The following is a 19,623-nucleotide window of genomic DNA, read 5'->3' on the forward strand; positions in this document are numbered from 1 at the left end:
TGCAAGCGAGCGCTTGCAAAAGTTAGCAAGGGTGTTGCAGTATCGGGTTATGGCATCACTCAACGTCGGCAGTCTCGGTGAGTACCTGCGGGAGCAGCGGCGCACGGCGCAGCTCTCCCTGCGGCAGCTCGCCGATGCGGCCGGGGTGTCCAATCCGTATCTCAGCCAGATCGAGCGCGGGCTGCGCAAGCCGAGCGCGGAGGTTCTGCAGCAGGTCGCCAAGGCCCTGCGGATCTCTGCCGAGACGCTGTACGTGCGGGCCGGGATTCTGGACGAGCGCGAGCGGGACGAGCTGGAGACGCGGGCGGTCATCCTGGCCGATCCGTCGATCAACGAGCGGCAGAAGAACGTGCTGCTCCAGATCTACGACTCCTTCCGCAAGGAAAACGGCTTCGAAGCCGAGCCCGAGCCCGAAGCCGGAGCTGCCGTCGGCGACACAGACGCCGATGTGCACGTCGGTGACGCGGATCGGGGCGTCGTGGGCGAGACAGTGGACTTCGCAACCGACGCGGATGCCCGCGGCCCCCGCACGGCCGGCGGCAGTGACGCACACACACCCTCAAGCTGACTTCTGATGATCCGGGAGGACCACAGTCATGGCCATCACCGATGACCTGCGTAAGACCCTCACCGACCCCACCCCCCTCTACTTCGCCGCCGGTACGGCCGACCTCGCCGTTCAGCAGGCGCGCAAGGTCCCGGCGCTCATCGAGCAGCTGCGGGCCGATGCGCCCGAGCGCATCGAGGCCGTACGCAACAGTGACCCCAAGGCTGTGCAGGAGAAGGTGACCGCACAGGCCAAGGAGGCGCAGGCCACCGTTCAGGCGAAGGTCAACGAGGTGATCGGGGTCCTCGACACCGATCTCAAGAAGCTCGGTGAGACCGCCCAGGACCTGGCGATGCGCAGCGTGGGCGTGGCCGCCGAGTACGCGGTCAGGGCCCGGGAGACGTACGAGAAGGTCGCCGAGCGCGGCGAGCAGACCGTCAGGACGTGGCGCGGCGAGACCGCCGAGGAGATCGTCGAGATCGCCGCCGTCGTCGAGGCCGAGCCCAAGGCGAAGCCGAAGCCGAAGGCGGAGACCGCGGCTCCCGCGGCGAAGCCCGTACCGAAGCAGGCGGACGTCAAGGCCGCGCCCGCCAAGAAGGCGCCCGCGCGCAAGCCGGTGGCGAAGAAGACCACGCCGCCCGCCGACAAGTGACCGGGTGGGCAGCGATCCGCCGGTGAACGGCCGGCGGGGAATGGCCGAGAACGGAAGAACGGGGTCACGGACCGGGCACCTGCGCGGTGTCCGGTCCGTTCTCCCGGTAGCGTGGCCACGTTATGGCCGGTCTGACAGGCGGTGGGCACTGTGCTGATGCAGGGTTTCGCGGGACTGATGTCCCTCTTGAGCTTGGCGCTGATCCTCTTGAGCGGATTCGCTCTGGTGGACGCGGCCATCCGGCGTGAGGACGCCTATCGCGCGGCCGACAAGCAGACCAAGCCCTTCTGGCTGATCATTCTCGCGATCGCGTTCGTCGTGATCTGGCTCTTCCCGATCATGTCGTTCCTGCCGATCATCGGGCTCATCGCGACGATCGTGTACATCGTCGACGTACGGCCCGCCGTGCGGCAGATCTCGGGCGGCGGTGGCGGACGCCGAGGCGGATCCAGCAGCGACGGGCCGTACGGTCCTTACAACGGCGGGCGCTGAGCGCTCGCGGGTACGGCAGAGCCGGAGCGGGGACGGGGGAGACCTCGTCCCCGTCGGCGTATGACGTCCTCGTCGCGGTCCAGCAGCAGGACCGCGACGTCGTCCGTGAGTTCGCCGCCGTTCAGCTCCTGCACCTGAGCGACTGCGGCCGCCAGCAGTTCCTCGCCGCCGAGCCCCTGCTCCAGCTGGCGGTTGATCATGGCGACCATGCCGTCCTGGCCGAGGCGCTGGGTGCCGGTCGGTCCGACACGCCCCTCGATGAGACCGTCCGTGTACATCATCAGGCTCCAGGAGCCGCCCAGTTCGACCTGTCGGCGCGGCCAGCGGGCGCGCGGCAGCAGGCCGAGTGCGGGGCCGCCGTCCTCGTACGGAAGCAGATGCGCCGCACGCCCCTGGCGGGCGATCAGCGGTGCGGGGTGGCCCGCGAGGCAGAGGCCGGCGCGACGGCCGTCGGAGGAGATGTCTACGGTGCAGACCGTCGCGAAGATCTCCTCGCTCTCCCGTTCGTGCTCCAGCACCTGCTGGAGCGTGGAGAGCAGCTCGTCGCCGCAGAGTCCGGCGAGCGTCAACGCCCGCCAGGCTATGCGCAGTTCCACGCCGAGCGCCGCCTCGTCCGGGCCATGGCCACAGACGTCGCCGATCATCGCGTGCACCGTGCCGTCCGGTGTGCGGACCGTGTCGTAGAAGTCGCCGCCGAGCAGGGCGCGGCTGCGACCGGGCCGGTAGCGGGAGGCGAAGCTCAGGTCGGAGCCCTGGAGGAGGGGAGTCGGCAGCAGGCCGCGCTCCAGCCGGGCGTTCTCCTGGGCGCGCAGCCGGGACTCGGTCAGCTGGTGCTGGGCGATGTCGGCGCGCTTGCGCTCCACGGCGTACCGGATGGCGCGGCTCAGCAGCCGGCCGTCGAGCTCGCCGCGGAAGAGGTAGTCCTGGGCGCCGACCCGTACGGCTTCCGCCGCCAGCTCGGCGTCGTCCTCCGCCGTGAGCGCGAGGACGGCGTGGCGGGGCGCGATCCGCAGGACGTGCTTGAGCGTGGCGAGGCCGTCCGCCTCCGCGTCGGAGGGGTCCCCGTCGGTGCGTGCCTCGGCCCGTGTCTCGGAGCCGGCGGGCAGCGCCAGGTCCAGCAGGATGCAGTCGACGTCGTCGGTGAGAAGGCGGCCCGCCTCGGTGAGGTTGCGGGCCGTGCGGATGCGGACCCTGGTACCTGCCGCGGACGGTAGCTCGGGGACGCTGAAGGTGCCCGTGGGGTCGGCCTCGATCACCAGAAGCGTGAGGTCGGCGCCATAGGTGGCCTCCGCAGCGGGCACGGCGCGCTGCTGCGGTACGGGTACGGGCATCGGTTCGGGTTTCCTTCCCTCCCCCCGAGGGCGCGGCGGGACGACGATCGACGATCCGCCAGACGGGGACGATAGCGGTCCCTGGCGGGGGAACGGAATGGTGCACGGCACTCGGCCTCCGTCATATGCGGAGTCATAAGCCGCGTCCTGTCACGGATCCGGCGAGATGAGCGCACCTGGGCCGGGGTGCGGGCCATGACAAACATCACCCGCTCCCCGCAGGGCGGCGTGGCACGGCTCACGCCGGGAGCGGGGAGTGGGGTGGCCTGGCTCACGCCGGGCGGGCTGCAGGCGGAAGACCGGCCTGTGCTCGGTTGTCCGGGTCTGCGTCCGGGGTGCGCCAGGGTGAGTATCGGGCGGGCGTCGGGCGGAAATCGGCGCGGGTCGGCGCGGGCACTCGGTGCGGGTGCTCGGCCCGCTTCCGACCTTCTTACCGACCGTCTTGCCCACCTTCTTACCGGCCCGCTTGCCGGCCTTCCGACCCGCCCCGGCCCGCGGCGCGTCCCCCTACTTGTCCGGGCGGACCACTCCGAGAATCGCCATCGAGCCCGCACCCGTCAGCGTCACGTTCCGCCCGGGGCGCGGTGCGTGGACGATCGCGCCGTCGCCCACGTACATCCCGACGTGGCTGGCGTCGGCGTGGTAGATGATCAGGTCACCGGGGCGCATGTCCTCGATCTTGATGCGCGGGAGCAGGCGCCACTGCTCCTGCGACGTGCGCGGGATCGGGCGCTTCGCCGACGACCACGCCTGGGAGGTCAGCCCCGAGCAGTCGTACGAATCGGGGCCCTCGGCTCCCCATACGTACGGCTTGCCTATCTGGGCGGTCGCGTAGGCCACGGCCTGCTTGCCGCTCGCGCTCGCCTCGCGGTTGATGTCCCGGAGCGCTCCCGAGCTGAGCCAGGCGGTCTGCGCCTTGTACTCCGCCTGCTGCTCCAGCTTGAGCAGCCGCGCCCGCTCCTCCTTCGCCAGCCGCGATTCGAGCTTCTTCGCCGCCGCGATCTGGGAGTTGATCTTCTTCTTGGCCTTGGCCTGCTGGAGACGGTTGGCTTCGAGCTTCTCCCAGTTGATGCTCGCGTCCTTGGTGTACGTCTCCAAGTCCTCCTGGGTGCGGGTCAGTTCCGCCAGGATGCCCTTGGATGCCTGCTGGCCCTGCCTGACATGGTGCACCCCGTCGAGGAAGAGCTGCGGATCGTCGCTGAGGACCAGCTGCGCGCCCGGCGGGAGTCCGCCGTTGCGGTACTGCTCGCGGGCCTGGGCGCCCGCCGTGTTCTTCAGTTCGGCGATCTTCGCCTGGCCGTCGACGATCGCCTTGGCGAGCTTGATGATCTCGCCGGACTGTTTGGCCGTCTGCTCCTCGGCCAGGTTGTACGCGTCGGTGGCCGCGCCCGCCTTGCGGTAGAGGGTGTCGATCTCCTCCCGCACCTCTTCGAGACTCTTCCCCTGTGACGCCGGGGCGGTGGGAGTGGGCTCGGGCACTGGTGCGGCCATCGCCTGGACCGGCGCGGCCAGTACTGCCAGCGCGCAGACCAGTGTGATCGCGGCAGCGGCACAGTGGCGTCGGTTCACGGACTCCCCCTCCGGGCACAAAGTGACACAAGTCAGACCGTACGAATACGGACGTCTGACTTACCGTCAGTAACTTTTCAGCAACGTCGCGATCGTGCCATGTCGTCCCGAAAAGCAACAGAGGCTGACACCACCCGACGCGTCACACGGCCCGCTCCCCCCTGGAAGGCAGGCGGATGACACCCCGTCGTGAGGACGAACGGTGGGCCGTCCGCGTTCCCAGGGTTGCCGTCCGGGCGTGTCGAACGTGTGCGCACGGGCGCTCGTTCAGGACGTGTTGGGCCGCAGTGCGTCCCACCGCACCGTGAGTTCACCCTGCCGCCACCGCCGGGCCCCGTCCGTCAGCGGCCAGTCCGAGGAGAGTGCCCTCGCCGTCGCGATCCAGCGCTGCCGGGCGCCCAGCGAGGCGTACGGGGAGGCCGCCGCCCACGCCCGGTCGAAGTCGCGCAGGAAGGCGTGGACGGGTTCGCCCGGGACATTGCGGTGGATCAGTGCCTTGGGGAGGCGTTCCGCGAGATCGGACGGCCGCTCCAGCGAGCCGAGCCGGGTCGCGAAGGTGACCGTGCGCGGGCCCTCCGGGCCCAGCGCCACCCACACGTGCCGGCGCCCGATCTCGTCGCAGGTGCCCTCGACGAGCAGTCCGTCGGGGGCCAGCCGCGCGCACAGCCGCTGCCACACCGCGGCGACCTCGCCCTCGTCGTACTGCCGCAGCACGTTCGCCGCCCGGATCAGGGCGGGCCGCCCGGCCCCGCTTCCGGCGGCCGGGCCCGCCCCGGAAGCGGCGCCCAGCGGGATCTCGAAGCCGCCGTGCACGAACGTGAGCCCCTCGCGTTCGTACGGCTTCGCAGCCGCCACCCGCTCCGGATCGATCTCGATGCCGACCACCGCCGTGCGCGGCTCGGCGGTGCGCAGGCGTTCCAGCAGCTCGACGGCGGTCCAGGGGGCCGCCCCGTAGCCGAGATCGACGGCGACGGGGGAGTCCGAGCGGCGCAGGGCGGGGCCGTGGGTCGCGGCGATCCAGCGGTCCATTCGGCGCAGCCGGTTCGGGTTCGTGGTCCCGCGGGTGGCGGTGCCGATGGGGCGCTGGCGCATGACAGCGAGCGTATGCGAAGCCGGAAGGGGGGAAGACGTTCGGTCGGGGCGGGCCGGGGACGGTCGGGCGCCTGTCCGTGGCCGGTCCTCCCACGGCCCGCAGGCTGCGGACGGTCGTCGGCCGGACGGCGGCGGATGGTCATGGTTCGGTAAAGCGGAATGAACCGATGCGCTTCGCTGTTCTGGGTCTTCGTAGGGACCTGTGCGCCCCCAGGAAGTCATGCCTTGAGTGAGGAGGACCGGACGACGTGAGCCAGTACGTCTCTCGGCTCGGCGGCAGCCGTGTGGCGCCGCGCATCCGGTTTCCCGGCGGCTTCCCCGGCACGCACCGAAAGCCGCGGCGGATCGCGATGCTGTCCGTGCACACCTCCCCGCTGCACCAGCCCGGTACGGGCGACGCGGGCGGGATGAACGTCTACATCGTGGAGCTGGCCAAGCGCCTCGCCGCGATCAACATCGAGGTCGAGATCTTCACCCGGGCCACGACCGGCACCCTGCCCCCGGCGGTGGAGCTGGCGCCCGGCGTCCTGGTGCGGCACGTCGACGCGGGGCCGTACGAGGGTCTGGCCAAGGAGGAGCTGCCCGCGCAGCTCTGTGCCTTCACGCACGGGGTGATGCAGGCATGGGCCGGCCAGCGTCCCGGCTACTACGACCTCGTCCACTCCCACTACTGGCTCTCCGGCCAGGTCGGCTGGCTGGCCGCGCAGCGCTGGGGCGTTCCCCTCGTCCACGCCATGCACACCATGGCGAAGGTCAAGAACGCGGCGCTCGCCGACGGCGACACCCCCGAGCCCGCAGCCCGGGTCATCGGCGAGACCCAGATCGTGCGCGCGTCCGACCGGCTCATCGCGAACACCGCGGAGGAGGCCGACGAGCTCGTCCGCTTCTACGAGGCCGACCCCGGGAACGTCGCCGTCGTCCACCCGGGCGTCAATCTGGACCGTTTCCGCCCGGCGGACGGCCGTGCCGCGGCCCGCGCCCGCCTCGGACTGCCCCAGGACGCGTTCATTCCGCTCTTCGCCGGCCGTATCCAGCCGCTGAAGGCCCCCGACATCCTGCTCCGGGCCGTCGCGGTGCTCCTGGACCGCGATCCCTCGCTCCGTAACCGCATGGTCGTACCCGTCGTCGGCGGACCGAGCGGCAGCGGGCTCGCCAAGCCGGAGGGCCTGCAGAAGCTGGCCGCGCGGCTGGGCATCGCCGACGTCGTACGGTTCCACCCGCCGGTCGGCCAGGACCAGCTCGCCGACTGGTTCCGGGCCGCGTCCGTGCTGGTCATGCCCTCGTACAGCGAGTCCTTCGGGCTGGTCGCCATAGAGGCGCAGGCGGCCGGCACCCCGGTCGTCGCGGCGGCCGTCGGCGGTCTCCCGGTGGCGGTACGGGACGGGGCCAGCGGCTTCCTGATCCCCGGGCACGACCCCGAGGCGTACGCGGGAGCGCTCGCCCGCTTCGCGGACACGCCGGAGCTGGTCGACCGGATGGGTGCGGCGGCAGCCGCGCACGCCCAGTCGTTCGGCTGGGACACGGCCGCGTCGGCGACGTCCGATGTGTACACGGCAGCGATGTACGAGCATCGCCGTCACGTACGCTCGCACCATGGCTGACGTACCCGACGAAGCAGCAGTGGCGCAGGTCATCGAGGCGACGCTGAACGACGCGGAGCTCGAATGGGAGAGCCCGGAGCCCGGCAACTACGTCGTGAAGCTCCCCGGCACGCGCAAGCTCTTCACCACCTGCTCGCTGCTCGTCGGCAAGCACTCCCTCTCCGTCAACGCCTTCGTCATCCGGCATCCGGACGAGAACGACGCCGCCGTGCACCGCTGGCTGCTGGAGCGCAACCTCCGTCTTTTCGGCGTGAGTTACGCGGTCGACCACCTCGGCGACATCTATCTCGCGGGCAAGCTCCCGCTGTCCGTCGTCACCCCGGACGAGCTCGACCGGCTGCTCGGCACCGTGCTCGAAGCGGCCGACGGATCGTTCAACACCCTTCTCGAACTGGGCTTCGCGAGCGCGATCCGCAAGGAGTACGCGTGGCGGGTGTCGCGCGGCGAGTCCACGCGGAATCTGGACGCGTTCACGCATCTGACCCAGCGGCCCGCCAACTGATCTCTGGCGGACTGACTCCTCCCGGGACCTCTCGACCTCTCCCCGCAGATTCGGCCGACACATCGGCCAGACAATTCGACGGCGCACGACTCTTTCACTGTGCCGCCGCGCCGTGGCAAGCTCACCGCCGACGCAGACATGAATGTCGTTCACATCCATGAAGGGCGGCTCGGGCTCATGGCGACCATGGGAAACATCAGCAGGCGTGGACTGCTCGGTAGCGCTGCGGCCGTAGCCGCAGCCGCGACGGCCGGCGCCTGGGGCGCGGGGACGGCCCGGGCCGCGAGTGACGGGCCGCGGACCGCCGCCCTCTGGCGGGAGTTCACCGCCGCCCCCTTCACCCACCCCCAGATCCCGTTCATCGGCAAGGCCGGCTACCGGGGCGGCGCCCCCCTTCCGCGCCGCGCCGTCCGCCCCTTCCTCGCCGACGTCCTGCGCTACGGGGCGAAGCCGGACGGCTCCGCCGACGCCGCCCCCGCGATCAACCGTGCCATCGCCGCTGCCGGAGAGCGCGGCGGCGGCACGGTGCTCATTCCCGAAGGCACGTACCGCATCGACGGCATCATTCACATCGGCCACAGCAATGTGGTGGTGCGCGGTGCGGGCAGCGGCGCCACGAAGCTGTACGCGACCAGGAGTCTCACCGAGATCATCGGCGCCTACGGCAGCCGCTACGGCGGCGACAAGTCCAGCTGGTCCTGGGCCGGTGGCCTCATCTGGCTCTGCCCGGAGGCCCGTTGGGCCTCGCTCACCGACGCCATCAGGGCGAAGGCATGGCCCTTTGAGGGCTGGACCGGCAACAGGCGTGACGAGTGGCAGACCCTGGCCACCCTTGCCCCCGCCCGACGCGGCGACCGGACGGTGACCGTCGGGTCGGCGAAGGCAGCGGCGGAACTGAAGCCCGGCCGACTCGTCCTGCTCCGCCTCGCCGACGACGCCGGTCACACCCTGCTGGAGCACATGGCGGGCGACGGTGCGGGCGCGCAGGCGTACGTGTGGGACGACAAGACCAAGCTGACCTCGTACGTTCCCTACGAGTGGCCGGTCCGCGTCACCGCCGTACACGGGCGCCGCATCACCCTGGAGCGACCGCTCCCGCTCGACCTCCGCACGGAGTGGGACCCCCGCCTCACCACCCTCGTCACCCCGCTCACCGGCTCGGGAGTCGAGGGCCTGACCCTCGAAGCGGTCGAGACCGCGCAGTCGCCGCACCTGCTCGACAAGGGGTACAACGGCGTCGCGTTCCAGTGCGCGTACGACTGCTGGGTGGACGACCTCACGGTCCGTCACGTCGACAACGGCTTCGGCCTGATCGGCGCCTCCGCCTGCACCCTGCGCCGTACGAAGGTCGAGGGGCGCGGCTCCCACCACCCGTACTACTGCCGCGAGGGCGCCCACGACAACCTGATCGAGGACTTCACGATCGAGCAGCGCACGGTCCCGGCGCCCGCGGGCACGCAGCTGCACGGCATCAACGTCGAGGGGCTGTCCAGCTACAACGTCTGGGCGGGCGGCCGGATGGAGATGGGGACATTCGACTCGCACCGGGGGATGCCCTTCGCCAATGTCCGTACGGACATCACGGTGAACAACAACGGCCGGCACGGCGGCGACGCGAGCGCGGGCCCGCTCTTCGGGGCTCGCTTCACCCACTGGAACATCCGCGTCACCAACGGACGGGCGGGGCTGATGCGGATCGACGGCCTCGCTCCGTACAGCGCGACGGTCGGCGTCAGCGAGGTGACGGAGTTCGACCAGACGGACGTCCCCGACTTCACCGGCGATCTGCACAGCCGGCTGGAGGCGTACGGGACTCCGGAGCTCGTCCGGCCGCGGAACCTGCACGAGGCACAGCGCGCGTGGGCGCGCTGACGTTCGTGACGGCGCGTCTGCACAGCGCTCTCACAGGATGATCACAGCGGCGCAACGATCACATTCCGTGATCGTTCATGGTTTACCTGACATGAACATCGGCTCGTAGAGTGCGAAGCACTGCGACCCCCTGCCGGGCGCGGCACCCAACTGCCGCGCCCGGCGGCGCCGGTTGCTCCTTGAGACAGAGAGATGAACCATGCGAGCCACTGCTGTACGCCGTACTGTCATCGCCGCCTCGGCGGTCTCCCTTGCCCTCCTGGTCACCGCGTGCGGCGGCTCGGACGCGGGTGACTCGAAGGGCGGAGGCGACGCGAAGGGCGGCGGCAAGGACGGTGCGGCCGGGTCGGCGAACGTCAAGGCGCTGACCGCGGCCGAGCTGGAGAAGGCGGCCCTGGCCCAGGGCGACGTCGAGGCCCACAAGATCACGAAGGCCGGCCCCGAGGACTCCGTCGACGCCGCCGACATCTCCACGGACAAGGAGGTCTGCGCCCCCCTGGCCCGTGCGCTCTACGGTGCGGACGAGGGCAAGCCGACCGCCGGCACCAAGCGTCAGGTGGTCAGCGAGCCCGACATCAAGGGCGGCGACCTGGCCGAGGGCGACACCGAGGACGCGCTCGCCGCGGCCTTCGACGTGACGTCCACGTTGCTGACGCTCTCCTCCTACGACAGCGAGACCGCGGAGGGCAACATCGCCGCCCTGCGCAAGGCGGCGACCGAGTGCGCCGGCGGTTTCGGCGTGACCACGGCCGGAGAGACGCAGAAGGTCACCAAGATCACCGAGGAGAAGGTGACGGGCGGCGAAGAGGCCCTCGCCTGGACGCTGATGGCCGAGCAGGACGGCCAGGCCGCCCCGCTGAAGCTCGTGGCGCTGCGTCAGGGCGGCACGGTCGCCACGTTCACGTCGTTCAACCTCGCGATGGCCGGCGGCAAGAGCAGCACGTTCGACCTGCCGACGGCCGTGATCGCGGCGCAGGCGGCGAAGCTCGCCTGACCCGGCCCGACTTCACCGGCGATTCACTGAGCGCGCCCTGCCGAAAGGCGGGGCGCGCTCGCGTCAGGGCAGCGGTACGAGCCGCACCACGGTGACGGTCAGGACCGACCCGGACACGTAATAGAGGACGATGGCGCCGAGCACCGTCGCCTCCCGGCGGTCCCGCTCGCTCTTGACCGCGCACGAGCCGTGTCCGTACGGATCGCGGCCCAGGGTGCGGGCCATCGCGTCGCGGAACGGATCGCCGTCGCGCATCTTGGCGAGGGTGTCGTCGGCCGGGGGCGCGTACGAGATGCGGAACGCGGCGGCGCCCGGCCGGCCGCGGTCCTTGCGGTGGCGGCTCAAGAGATCTGCCGCCTCTCGGCCTCGTCCTGCGCCAGCCGGACCAGGATGCCCTCGGCCTCCGGATCGGGTACGGCCTCCAGCATCCAGTGCCGCATGACCGCGTGGATCTCGTTCACCCCGGCCTCGTTGATCGCACGGTCGAACTCCGTGCGTCTCTCCGCCGGCAGGGCGGTCCGGATGGCCGGGATGCTGTTCGGTACGTCGACTTCGGTGCCGCCGACGAAGGTCTTCAGAGGCTCGCCCATGATCGTTCTCCCCGATCTCCTTGCTCTCCACGCCTGTTCGCCTGCGTCCACGGGCGTGTCAGGGGCAGTCCACGACGCGCCCGATCATAGGGTCGCGGACCGGTCGGCGAGCACCTGGACGCCGTCCAGGATGCGTTCGAGACCGAACTCGAAGAGTGCGTCCAGTTCGAGGTCGAACTGATCGGGGCCGAAGAGCGTCGACAGGACCGGAAAAGCGCCGGATGTCTGAATGGCCTCCATCTGCGGCTCGTTGGACGCCATCCACTCCTCCGGAGTTATGCCGGTGTCCTGACGCGCCTGCGATTCCAGCTCCATCGCCATCGCGATTCCCTGGGCGAAACCGAGCAGGGTGAGGTGCGTGTGGAGCTTCTCGGCGGGGGTGAGGCCCAGCCCGCCGAGAGAGGCGAGGACGCGTTCGGTGTACCGCATGGCGTGGGGCGAGGCCATCGGCCTGGTGAGCGCGGCCATCGCCCGCGAGAGCCAGGGGTGACGCTCGTACAGACTCCACAGCCACCGCGCCTCCAGGGCGAACCGCTCGCGCCACGTGGCGGGCGGCGGACCGGTGGGCGACTGCGTGAACACCGATTCCGACATCTCCCGCACGAGCTCGGCCTTGTTCGGCACGTGCCGGTACAGGGCCATGGTGGACGTGCCGAACTCCGTGGCGAGGCGGCGCATCGAGAGGGCCCCGAGCCCCTCCGCGTCGACGAGCTCGATCGCCGTACGGGTGATGCGCTCACGGGTGAGGCCCTGGCCGGGCGCGGTCCTGCCCTCCCGCCGCGTGTCCGCCACCACGGTGCCGACGCCGGGCACGACCCGCACCAGACCCTCCTGACCCAGCGTCGCCAACGCCTTGGACGCGGTGGCCATCGCGACGCCCCACTCCTGCGTGATGCGCCGGGTCGACGGGACGGGGTCACCGGGCGAAAGCTCCCCCGAAGCGATGCGGCGGCGGATGTCCCCGGCGATACGGAGGTAGGGCGGATCGATGGCCATGACGGCACTGTACTAGTGCACCGAACCCCTGTCTGCCCTGCTGGGAAAGGGGTATGAGCGCGGGTGCACTAGGCATCTGTTTGCGGTGTACGCGCGGACCGGCTTCCGTAGCCTTCATGGAGACGAACCCCGGCCCCCTCGCGGGCCGAAAGGAATGGACCGCCCTGGGCGTCCTGATGCTGCCCCTGCTCCTCGTGTCGATGGACGTCTCGGTCCTCTACTTCGCGATCCCGTACGTGAGCGAGGATCTGACGCCGAGCGCCACCCAGCAGCTGTGGATTCTCGACATGTACGGCTTCGTACTTGCCGGGCTCCTCATCACGATGGGCGCACTCGGCGACCGGATCGGGCGCCGTACCGTACTGCTCGCCGGAGCCGTGGTGTTCGGCGCCGCGTCTGCGGCCGCCGCGTACGCCCAGTCCGCCGAGGCACTCATCGCCGTACGCGCACTGCTCGGCCTCGGCGGCGCCGCGCTGATGCCGTCGACCCTCGCGCTGATCCGCAACCTCTTCCACGACGCACGGCAGCGCGCCAAGGCGGTGACGATCTGGACGGGCGTCATGACCACGGGCGTGTCCTTCGGACCGGTCGTCAGCGGCCTGCTGCTGGAGCACTTCTGGTGGGGTTCGGTCTTCCTGATCAACGTGCCCGCGATGCTGCTCCTGCTGCTCCTGGTCCCGTTCCTCGTACCGGAGTTCCGGTCCAGGGACCGCGAGTCCTTCGACCTGCTGAGCGCGGTGCTGTCGCTGGCCGCCCTGCTCCCGGTGATCTACGGCATCAAGGAACTCGCCCGGCACGGCTACGAGCCCCTGCCCGCCCTCGGGATCAGCGTCGGACTCGTGCTCGGCTACGTCTTCGTCCGCCGCCAGAGGCGGCTGGCCCACCCGATGGTCGACCTCACGCTGCTGCGACAGCGCGCCTTCGGCGGCGCGGTCAGCGCGAACCTGCTCGCGATGTTCGCCACGGTCGGCATGGCGGTCTTCTTCACGCAGTACCTGCAGTCCGTCCTCGGCAAGGGCCCGCTCGAAGCCGCCCTGTGGAGCCTGGTGCCGGCCGCGGGCGTCGCGGTGATGGCACCGACCGGTGCGGCACTGGCGCAGAAGTTCGACCGGGCGTACGTGATGTGCGGCGGCTTCCTCGTCTCCGCCTGCGGCTTCCTCTGGCTGACCCAGGTCACCACGGACTCGGCCCTCTGGTTCACCCTCACCGGCGGCGCCGTCTACGCGGGCGGCCTGGTCGCGGCCATGACCCTGGCCAACGAACTCGCCCTGGGCGCGGCCCCGCCGGAGCGCGCCGGCTCGGCAGCGGCGGTGCTCGAATCGGGCCAGGAGCTGGGCGGCGCCCTGGGAATGGCGATCCTCGGCTCGATCGGCGCGGCGGTGTACAGCAGCGACATGGAGACCTCCCTCCCGCCGAACCTCCCGGACGCGGACGCGGTCCGCGAAACCCTGGGCGGCGCCACGGCGGTCGCCTCCCACCTCCCGGAAGCAACGGCGGACGCGGTCCTGACGGCGGCCCGCGAGGCGTTCACCCACGGAATGAGCTACGCGGCGGTGGGCGCTGCGGTGACGATGGCGGTGGCCGGAGCCCTCTCCCTGGCCCTGCTGCGCGGGACGACACCGGAGCAGAAGTCCGCCGAGGACACCGGATCCGCCACCTCCCCGCACGCCGGAACGAAGCCGACGGCGGACGTCGCCGGCCGTCACTGACCGACTTGCGGACGGAGCGTTGCGCGCAACGCTCCGTTCTGCGAGGCAAGCCCCCTACCGGCCTGGGAGACGCCGGTGGGGGCTTGTTGGCGTGGACCACCCATAGGTGCCGATCGCAGGCCCGGCCCACCGTGCCCTTGGCTCAGGCGGGATAGTTCGTCAGGGAGACAGCGACGTCCACGCAGGCCGCGCCGGCTTTGAAGTCCGTTCCCCTAAAGGTCTCGCGGGAACTCGGCGCTGCCGCAGGGTAGAGCCTGCGCATGAAGCCGTGCGCCCGGTCCTCGGCCCGCCTGCCACTGTGCTGGTCACTCAGGGGCTCGGAGACATGGACCCTGATCAGCGTGTGGTACCAGCGGTTCATCTCCCCGATGTGCTGGGTCAGTCGAACCCACGGATTGGAGCTGTAGCCGATCTTGATGTGCGGGTGGCTGCCTGCGACCTCCAGGACATAGAGGCGATGCTCATGGAATCCGCCTTCGCTGAGGAACTCCCGGACCTCCTCTCGGGCTCGCTTCTGAACGCGCAGTGCCAGAAGGGGTAACGGCCCATCCCCGGTGTTGCGCATGAGCCGGCGGGCGAGTGTGCGCGGGTTCTTGATCAGAACCACCCTGCGGGGCGCTACAGGAGGAGGCCCGGGTAAAGGAATCGGGAGGGAGAGAGGAGAGCTGGTCGACATGCCCCGACTATGTCCTAACTGGTGTCTCTGGAAGTCCAGTTCGGGCCGGAGGCAAGGGACGAGGGGGACTGCCATGGAAGACGCGTACTTCCTGCTGGTGTGCGACGACGTGCCCCACGACGTCGTGCTCACCGACCCCGGCATCCGCGTGCTTGATGTCGCGCAGGTCGTGCGCAGGCTGACCGGGCTGAGTCTCTGGCGGAGCAAGGTCCTGGCTACGCAGGTACCCGCTCTGATCCTCGACGGCGTATATCAGGCAGACGCTGAGGCGGCTGTCACGGCCCTGCGGGCTGCGGGTGCACTGGCACAGGTGAGGGAACAGCCGGAGCCGGACTTCCTCAGGTCCTGAGACGAAGCGATCGACCGGCTGACGGCCCAGCGCAGCGACAAGCCCCCCAATCACGCGGAAAACCCGGAGGCGGGGGGGCTTGTTCAGCTCTGCCTACTTCTTCTGGCCCTGGGTCTGGCGGGCCCGCTTTCCGGCCCTGGTCAGCGGGGTGCATGCCTCAACTGACCTGCGGTCGGGCTGTCATGGTTGGTCGTTGCTCGGACGGCCCCCGGACGGCCCGAGCTTCGATCTGGCCCTTGTGGCTGACCGTACTCCTGGAGCGCCTGGACTGCCCTCGCCACGGCCTCTTCAGCGCTGGTCGTTTCAAGCAGTGTCTCGGTCGGGGCCTGTTTGTGAACCACCAGGTATCGGCCTCCAGGGCGAAGGGCGATCATCACAGGAAGGGCGTCGTCCTCTCCCTGCCGGTGCTGTGGGCAAGTGCGGAAACACAGGCTGGCGTGGCTGGTGAAGGGATAGAAGCGGCCGAGCGCGCTGTTCCGCGCCGCGTCGACGAGGGCTTCCATGATGGGCGGCACCCAGGTCGTCGAGGAGGCTCGGGACCGGTTGTCCCAATCCGCTGCGGAACGTGCCCAACGGTCCCACGCCGCCTCGGCCAAGTCGTGGGATTGACGCTCTGGTTCCATGGTCTGAGCCCCTCCGAAGTCCGTGCGGCACGGTACCGCGCGGGCGGTGAAGTCTCAGTGAGCGGGCAAACCCTTGGGCGATCTCGAGAACCGTCGTGGCAGCGATGTCACCGTGGGGTCACCTCCCACACCCACCGCAGATGAACGGCGCCCGACCAGGTGAATCGGTCGGGGGTCGCTCTCTTGGGCGCTGTCCGTCAATCACCGGGGTTCCCGTCGGTTCCCGCTCGATCGGGCACCGGAGGGGCACGGCAACCTTCTGATCCGTAGTTCAAGCCGGATCGGTCAGCGACGGCGATACCGCAGTGCCCCATGGGCCATCGCATCATCTGGCGTGGGTCCATCGTGTTCAGGATCGATGGTGGCGGAACGCTGCCCCTCGTGGCACCGACTGAAGGTGTACGCCCACCTCATGCCCAGCAGTCGTGACCGTGCGAGGAAGGCCCTCGGCAAGGCTCTGCGGCCGGACGAACCTCCGCACTGAGGGCCCAGGGTGGGCCCAGAACGAACAACAGCCCCTGACCCGCCCTGTAAGTGCAGGTCAGGGGCATGCTCGCTATTCCTACTTCTTCTTGCCCTGGTTCTTCACTGCCTCGATCGCCGCCTGCGCCGCGTCCGGGTCCAGGTACGTGCCGCCCGGGTTCAGCGGGTGGAAGTCGGCGTCCAGTTCGTAGACGAGCGGGATGCCGGTCGGGATGTTGAGGCCCGAGATGGCGTCGTCGGAGATGCCGTCCAGGTGCTTGACCAGGCCGCGGAGGCTGTTGCCGTGGGCGGCGACCAGGACGGTCTTGCCGTCGAGGAGGTCGGGGACGATGCCGTCGTACCAGTACGGCAGCATGCGCTCGACGACGTCCTTGAGGCACTCGGTGCGCGGGCGCAGCTCGCTCGGGATCGTCGCGTAGCGCGCGTCGTCGGACTGCGAGAACTCCGTGCCGTCCTCGAGGGCCGGCGGCGGGGTGTCGTACGAGCGGCGCCAGAGCATGAACTGCTCCTCGCCGAACTCGGCGAGCGTCTGGGCCTTGTCCTTGCCCTGGAGGGCGCCGTAGTGGCGCTCGTTCAGACGCCAGGAGCGGTGGACCGGGATCCAGTGGCGGTCCGCCGCTTCCAGCCCGAGCTGGGCGGTGCGGATCGCGCGCTTCTGGAGGGAGGTGTGCACGACGTCGGGGAGCAGGCCGGCGTCCTTGAGCAGCTCACCGCCGCGGACCGCCTCCTTCTCGCCCTTGTCGGTGAGGTCTACGTCCACCCATCCGGTGAACAGGTTCTTCGCGTTCCATTCGCTCTCGCCGTGGCGGAGGAGGATCAGCTTGTACGGTGCGTCGGCCATGAGCCCGAGCGTAATCGAACCCGTGCGCCCGGCGCGCGCCCGGCCACTGGGCGGACAGGGGCCGGACAGGGGCCGAGGCGGGGGCGGGGCGGGGGTCGGATCGCGGGTGGATCCGATGCGGATCGGGGGCGGGCCGGGGTGGTCGGCGGGCTTGGATTGACGGGGGGCGTCAATCCAGTGGCGGACGTAAAACCCGGCTTCGTAATATTCGGATTGCTATCGGACCACTTACGGTCCCCATCCGTTCCGTACGTCCCCGGGGGGAATCCGCATGTCTGTCGACGGTCTCAGAACGGCCGCACGCGAGACGGTCTCCGGTCTCCCCAGGGAGTTCTGGTGGCTGTGGACGAGCACGCTCGTCAACCGCCTCGGGGCGTTCGTCGCGACCTTCATGGCGCTCTATCTGACCCTGGACCGCGGCTACTCGGCCTCGTACGCCGGGCTCGTCGCCGCCCTCCACGGGCTGGGTGGTGTCGTCTCCTCGCTCGGCGCCGGAGTGATGACGGACCGGCTGGGGCGGCGGCCCACCATGCTGATCGCGCAGGTGTCGACCGCGCTGTCCGTGGCGCTGCTCGGGTTCATGGTCCACCCGGTGGCCATCGCCGGGGTCGCGTTCCTCGTCGGCATGGCGAGCAACGCCTCGCGGCCCGCGGTGCAGGCGATGATGGCCGACATCGTGCCGGCGAAGGACCGGGTGCGGGCGTTCTCCCTGAACTACTGGGCCATCAACCTCGGTTTCGCGGTCTCGTCCGCCGGGGCCGGGTTCATCGCCGAGTACAGCTATCTCGCCGGCTTCATGGGCGAGGCCGCGATGACGCTCGTCTGCGCCGTCCTCGTCTTCATGAAGGTTCCGGAGTCGCGGCCGGTGAAGGCGCCCGCCGCCCCCGGCTCGAAGGAGAGCGCGGCGGACGACGTCCGGCTCTCCACCGTGCTGCGCGACGGACGGTTCATGAGCGTCGTCGGGCTGTCGTTCGTGATCGCCCTCATCTTCCAGCAGGGGTACGTCGGCCTGCCGGTCGCCATGGGTGCGGACGGCTTCTCCGCGTCGGACTTCGGTACCGCGATCGCCGTCAACGGTGTGCTGATCGTGGCGCTCCAGATCCCGGTCACCCGCTTCATCCAGTACCGCGACCCGCGCAAGCTGCTCGTCATCTCCTCGCTGCTCGCGGGGTACGGGTTCGGGCTGACCGCGTTCGCCGGATCGATCGCTGTGTACGCGGTGACGGTCTGCGTGTGGACCCTGGCCGAGATCATCAACGCGCCGACCCAGACGGGTCTGGTCGTCCAGCTCTCACCCGCCCAGGGGCGGGGGCGTTACCAGGGCATGTACACGATGTCCTGGTCGGCGGCGGCCCTCGTCGCCCCGCTGATGTCCGGGTTCGTGATCGACCGTTACGGCGCCGAGTGGCTCTGGGGCGCCTGCGCCGTACTGGGCACGGTCGCGGCGGCGGGGTACTGGCTGCTGACGCGCAATCTGCCGCAGGGGGACGAGGCGGCGGAGGCGACGATCGTGGAGAGCGGGGCTCCCCAGTCGGCCGCCGCGGGGGTGCAGGTGACGGTGAAGGCCGAGGGTGCGGAGGCCGGGAAGGCCGTCTGCTGAAAAGGAGCCGGTGAGAGCAGCACGGTGGTGCCCCGCGACGGCAAGCTCTGTCGCGGGGCACCACCGCACATGTCCGTCAGCCGGTGCAGCCGCCGCACTGGCACGGGCCGCCCGACTGGCAGCCGCACCCGCAGCCCGACCCGCAACCGCAGGCGCCGAGCACGGACAGGTGCACCACTTCGGTCGGTGTCTCCGGCTGGGGTTCGTTGACGGGGGAATCGGCCATGCTTCCTCCTCAGGGCGTACACGCTCACGAGGGCGTACGGACATGGTGTGCCGCCCCCACCCATTGGATGCCCACTCCGGTAGGCGCATCAACGGCGCACACGTGCAGTACACGTGTGCGACCCGCGCACCCGGCAGGGTGCGGGGACTACGCGCCCTCCACCGGGCTCGGGGAAGCCGCCTGGATGTCGTCGGCGTGCTCGCCCGTCACGAGGTAGACGACGCGCTTGGCCACCGACACCGCGTGGTCGGCGAAGCGCTCGTAGTAACGGCCGAGCAGGGTCACGTCGACGGCGGTCTCGATGCCGTGCTTCCAGCGGTCGTCCATGAGGTGCTGGAACAGCGTGCGGTGCAGCAGGTCCATCTCGTCGTCGTCCTGCTCCAGCTGGAGCGCCAGGTCGACGTCCTTCGTGATGATGACCTCGGCGGCCTTCGCCATCAGGCGCTGCGCCAGCTGCCCCATCTCCAGGATGGTGGCGTGCAGGTCGTGCGGCACCGCCGACTGCGGGAAGCGCAGCCGGGCCAGCTTGGCGACGTGCTGGGCGAGGTCGCCGGAGCGCTCCAGGTCGGCGCTCATCCGCAGGGACGTGACGACGATCCGCAGATCGGTCGCCACGGGCTGCTGGCGCGCGAGGAGTGCGATGGCACGTGCCTCCAGGTCGTGCTGGAGGTCGTCGACCTTCTGGTCCGCGGCGATGACACTCTCCGCGAGCTTCAGGTCGGCGTCGAGCATGGACGTCGTGGCCCGACCGATCGCCGAGCCGACGAGCCTGGCCATCTCGACCAGGCCCTCGCCGATCGAGTCGAGTTCCTCGTGGTAAGCGTCGCGCATGGAAGTCCCTCTCCGGTACTGACTGAGGCCGGGGTCGCTTGAGCCGA

At 70.2% G+C, this 19,623-nt stretch carries 21 protein-coding genes; 10 read left to right on the forward strand and 11 right to left on the reverse strand.

Features of this window, described 5'->3' with window-relative positions:
* Positions 1-49 precede the first annotated feature (49 nt).
* The 3 genes from OG230_RS19605 to OG230_RS19615 all read left to right on the forward strand — a co-directional run bounded on the left by OG230_RS19605 (position 50) and on the right by OG230_RS19615 (position 1,691).
* The gene (locus OG230_RS19605) at positions 50-568 is read left to right on the forward strand and encodes a helix-turn-helix domain-containing protein (protein ID WP_328905015.1); all 519 of its coding nucleotides are present in this window, start codon (positions 50-52) and stop codon (positions 566-568) included.
* A 28-nt stretch (positions 569-596) separates the two neighbouring features.
* Positions 597-1,199, forward strand: a complete 603-nt coding sequence (locus OG230_RS19610) for a hypothetical protein (protein ID WP_328905016.1) — start codon at positions 597-599, stop codon at positions 1,197-1,199.
* Between the two features lie 177 nt (positions 1,200-1,376).
* A complete protein-coding gene (locus OG230_RS19615) occupies positions 1,377-1,691 on the forward strand; it encodes a DUF2516 family protein (protein WP_443051339.1) in 315 nt (104 codons plus the stop codon).
* Here the strand turns inward: OG230_RS19615 and OG230_RS19620 are convergent.
* The 3 genes from OG230_RS19620 to OG230_RS19630 all read right to left on the reverse strand — a co-directional run bounded on the left by OG230_RS19620 (position 1,673) and on the right by OG230_RS19630 (position 5,683).
* Positions 1,673-3,022, reverse strand: a complete 1,350-nt coding sequence (locus OG230_RS19620; protein WP_328905017.1) for a PP2C family protein-serine/threonine phosphatase — start codon at positions 3,020-3,022, stop codon at positions 1,673-1,675. The genes OG230_RS19615 and OG230_RS19620 overlap by 19 nt on opposite strands.
* A gap of 507 nt (positions 3,023-3,529) precedes the next feature.
* Complete coding sequence (locus OG230_RS19625; RefSeq protein WP_328905018.1) at positions 3,530-4,591, reverse strand: C40 family peptidase; 1,062 nt, start codon at positions 4,589-4,591, stop codon at positions 3,530-3,532.
* A gap of 267 nt (positions 4,592-4,858) precedes the next feature.
* Positions 4,859-5,683 (reverse strand): class I SAM-dependent methyltransferase, encoded by an 825-nt coding sequence (locus OG230_RS19630; protein WP_328905019.1) that lies wholly within the window; start codon positions 5,681-5,683, stop codon positions 4,859-4,861.
* Between the two features lie 248 nt (positions 5,684-5,931).
* On the opposite strand from OG230_RS19630, the gene mshA reads away from it, so the two are divergent.
* The 4 genes from mshA to OG230_RS19650 all read left to right on the forward strand — a co-directional run bounded on the left by mshA (position 5,932) and on the right by OG230_RS19650 (position 10,652).
* Complete coding sequence (gene mshA, locus OG230_RS19635; protein WP_328905020.1) at positions 5,932-7,284, forward strand: D-inositol-3-phosphate glycosyltransferase; 1,353 nt, start codon at positions 5,932-5,934, stop codon at positions 7,282-7,284.
* Positions 7,277-7,786 carry a YbjN domain-containing protein gene (locus OG230_RS19640; protein ID WP_328905021.1) on the forward strand — a complete coding sequence of 170 codons (510 nt, stop codon included), beginning with the start codon at positions 7,277-7,279 and terminating at the stop codon, positions 7,784-7,786. Before mshA ends, OG230_RS19640 begins: the two co-directional genes overlap by 8 nt.
* 177 nt (positions 7,787-7,963) lie before the next feature.
* Positions 7,964-9,658: a glycosyl hydrolase family 28-related protein gene (locus tag OG230_RS19645; RefSeq protein ID WP_328905022.1), complete on the forward strand. Its 1,695-nt coding sequence runs from the start codon at positions 7,964-7,966 to the stop codon at positions 9,656-9,658.
* A gap of 199 nt (positions 9,659-9,857) precedes the next feature.
* Positions 9,858-10,652: a hypothetical protein gene (locus OG230_RS19650; protein ID WP_328905023.1), complete on the forward strand. Its 795-nt coding sequence runs from the start codon at positions 9,858-9,860 to the stop codon at positions 10,650-10,652.
* 63 nt (positions 10,653-10,715) lie between these two features.
* Here the strand turns inward: OG230_RS19650 and OG230_RS19655 are convergent, their stop codons facing one another.
* From OG230_RS19655 to OG230_RS19665, 3 genes are all read right to left on the reverse strand, one after another.
* Positions 10,716-10,907 carry a hypothetical protein gene (locus tag OG230_RS19655; RefSeq protein ID WP_328911456.1) on the reverse strand — a complete coding sequence of 64 codons (192 nt, stop codon included), beginning with the start codon at positions 10,905-10,907 and terminating at the stop codon, positions 10,716-10,718.
* An 86-nt stretch (positions 10,908-10,993) separates the two neighbouring features.
* The gene (locus tag OG230_RS19660) at positions 10,994-11,242 is read right to left on the reverse strand and encodes a hypothetical protein (RefSeq protein WP_328905024.1); all 249 of its coding nucleotides are present in this window, start codon (positions 11,240-11,242) and stop codon (positions 10,994-10,996) included.
* Between the two features lie 84 nt (positions 11,243-11,326).
* The gene (locus tag OG230_RS19665) at positions 11,327-12,238 is read right to left on the reverse strand and encodes a TetR/AcrR family transcriptional regulator C-terminal domain-containing protein (RefSeq protein WP_328905025.1); all 912 of its coding nucleotides are present in this window, start codon (positions 12,236-12,238) and stop codon (positions 11,327-11,329) included.
* Positions 12,239-12,354: 116 nt separating this feature from the next.
* Here OG230_RS19665 and OG230_RS19670 point away from each other — a divergent pair, with 116 nt between their 5' ends.
* Complete coding sequence (locus OG230_RS19670) at positions 12,355-13,947, forward strand: MFS transporter (protein ID WP_328905026.1); 1,593 nt, start codon at positions 12,355-12,357, stop codon at positions 13,945-13,947.
* 142 nt (positions 13,948-14,089) lie between these two features.
* Here OG230_RS19670 and OG230_RS19675 read toward each other — a convergent pair whose 3' ends face one another.
* Positions 14,090-14,554, reverse strand: a complete 465-nt coding sequence (locus OG230_RS19675) for a hypothetical protein (protein WP_328905027.1) — start codon at positions 14,552-14,554, stop codon at positions 14,090-14,092.
* Positions 14,555-14,696: 142 nt separating this feature from the next.
* Here OG230_RS19675 and OG230_RS19680 point away from each other — a divergent pair, with 142 nt between their 5' ends.
* The gene (locus OG230_RS19680) at positions 14,697-14,972 is read left to right on the forward strand and encodes a ribosomal protein L7/L12 (RefSeq protein ID WP_328905028.1); all 276 of its coding nucleotides are present in this window, start codon (positions 14,697-14,699) and stop codon (positions 14,970-14,972) included.
* 140 nt (positions 14,973-15,112) lie between these two features.
* Here OG230_RS19680 and OG230_RS36415 read toward each other — a convergent pair whose 3' ends face one another.
* Both OG230_RS36415 and OG230_RS19685 read right to left on the reverse strand, forming a co-directional pair.
* On the reverse strand, positions 15,113-15,595 hold the full coding sequence (locus tag OG230_RS36415) for a DUF6193 family natural product biosynthesis protein (RefSeq protein WP_443051340.1): 483 nt from the start codon (positions 15,593-15,595) through the stop codon (positions 15,113-15,115).
* A 562-nt stretch (positions 15,596-16,157) separates the two neighbouring features.
* On the reverse strand, positions 16,158-16,919 hold the full coding sequence (locus OG230_RS19685) for a phosphoglyceromutase (RefSeq protein WP_328905029.1): 762 nt from the start codon (positions 16,917-16,919) through the stop codon (positions 16,158-16,160).
* Positions 16,920-17,190: 271 nt separating this feature from the next.
* Between OG230_RS19685 and OG230_RS19690 the strand changes: the two genes are divergently transcribed.
* Positions 17,191-18,519 (forward strand): MDR family MFS transporter, encoded by a 1,329-nt coding sequence (locus tag OG230_RS19690; protein WP_328905030.1) that lies wholly within the window; start codon positions 17,191-17,193, stop codon positions 18,517-18,519.
* Positions 18,520-18,595: 76 nt separating this feature from the next.
* Here the strand turns inward: OG230_RS19690 and OG230_RS19695 are convergent, their stop codons facing one another.
* Positions 18,596-18,745 carry a hypothetical protein gene (locus tag OG230_RS19695; protein ID WP_328905031.1) on the reverse strand — a complete coding sequence of 50 codons (150 nt, stop codon included), beginning with the start codon at positions 18,743-18,745 and terminating at the stop codon, positions 18,596-18,598.
* Between the two features lie 147 nt (positions 18,746-18,892).
* The gene (phoU, locus tag OG230_RS19700) at positions 18,893-19,576 is read right to left on the reverse strand and encodes a phosphate signaling complex protein PhoU (RefSeq protein ID WP_328905032.1); all 684 of its coding nucleotides are present in this window, start codon (positions 19,574-19,576) and stop codon (positions 18,893-18,895) included.
* Between the last annotated feature and the right edge of the window lie 47 nt (positions 19,577-19,623).

It is taken from the genome of Streptomyces sp. NBC_00234 (genome assembly GCF_036195325.1).
Classification (GTDB): Bacteria; Actinomycetota; Actinomycetes; order Streptomycetales; family Streptomycetaceae; genus Streptomyces.

Coding starts and splice junctions, on each gene's coding strand:
- OG230_RS19615 (WP_443051339.1), top strand. CDS start 1,377: ATGTCCCTCTTGAGCTTGGCGCTGATCCTCTTGAGCGGATTCGCTCTG.
- OG230_RS19685 (WP_328905029.1), bottom strand. CDS start 16,919: ATGGCCGACGCACCGTACAAGCTGATCCTCCTCCGCCACGGCGAGAGC.
- phoU (WP_328905032.1), bottom strand. CDS start 19,576: ATGCGCGACGCTTACCACGAGGAACTCGACTCGATCGGCGAGGGCCTG.
- OG230_RS19610 (WP_328905016.1), top strand. CDS start 597: ATGGCCATCACCGATGACCTGCGTAAGACCCTCACCGACCCCACCCCC.
- OG230_RS19655 (WP_328911456.1), bottom strand. CDS start 10,907: ATGCGCGACGGCGATCCGTTCCGCGACGCGATGGCCCGCACCCTGGGC.
- OG230_RS19620 (WP_328905017.1), bottom strand. CDS start 3,022: ATGCCCGTACCCGTACCGCAGCAGCGCGCCGTGCCCGCTGCGGAGGCC.
- OG230_RS19645 (WP_328905022.1), top strand. CDS start 7,964: ATGGCGACCATGGGAAACATCAGCAGGCGTGGACTGCTCGGTAGCGCT.
- OG230_RS19690 (WP_328905030.1), top strand. CDS start 17,191: ATGTCTGTCGACGGTCTCAGAACGGCCGCACGCGAGACGGTCTCCGGT.
- OG230_RS19665 (WP_328905025.1), bottom strand. CDS start 12,238: ATGGCCATCGATCCGCCCTACCTCCGTATCGCCGGGGACATCCGCCGC.
- OG230_RS19650 (WP_328905023.1), top strand. CDS start 9,858: ATGCGAGCCACTGCTGTACGCCGTACTGTCATCGCCGCCTCGGCGGTC.
- OG230_RS19605 (WP_328905015.1), top strand. CDS start 50: ATGGCATCACTCAACGTCGGCAGTCTCGGTGAGTACCTGCGGGAGCAG.
- OG230_RS19670 (WP_328905026.1), top strand. CDS start 12,355: ATGGAGACGAACCCCGGCCCCCTCGCGGGCCGAAAGGAATGGACCGCC.
- OG230_RS19660 (WP_328905024.1), bottom strand. CDS start 11,242: ATGGGCGAGCCTCTGAAGACCTTCGTCGGCGGCACCGAAGTCGACGTA.
- OG230_RS19680 (WP_328905028.1), top strand. CDS start 14,697: ATGGAAGACGCGTACTTCCTGCTGGTGTGCGACGACGTGCCCCACGAC.
- OG230_RS19695 (WP_328905031.1), bottom strand. CDS start 18,745: ATGGCCGATTCCCCCGTCAACGAACCCCAGCCGGAGACACCGACCGAA.
- OG230_RS19640 (WP_328905021.1), top strand. CDS start 7,277: ATGGCTGACGTACCCGACGAAGCAGCAGTGGCGCAGGTCATCGAGGCG.
- OG230_RS36415 (WP_443051340.1), bottom strand. CDS start 15,595: ATGGAACCAGAGCGTCAATCCCACGACTTGGCCGAGGCGGCGTGGGAC.
- OG230_RS19630 (WP_328905019.1), bottom strand. CDS start 5,683: ATGCGCCAGCGCCCCATCGGCACCGCCACCCGCGGGACCACGAACCCG.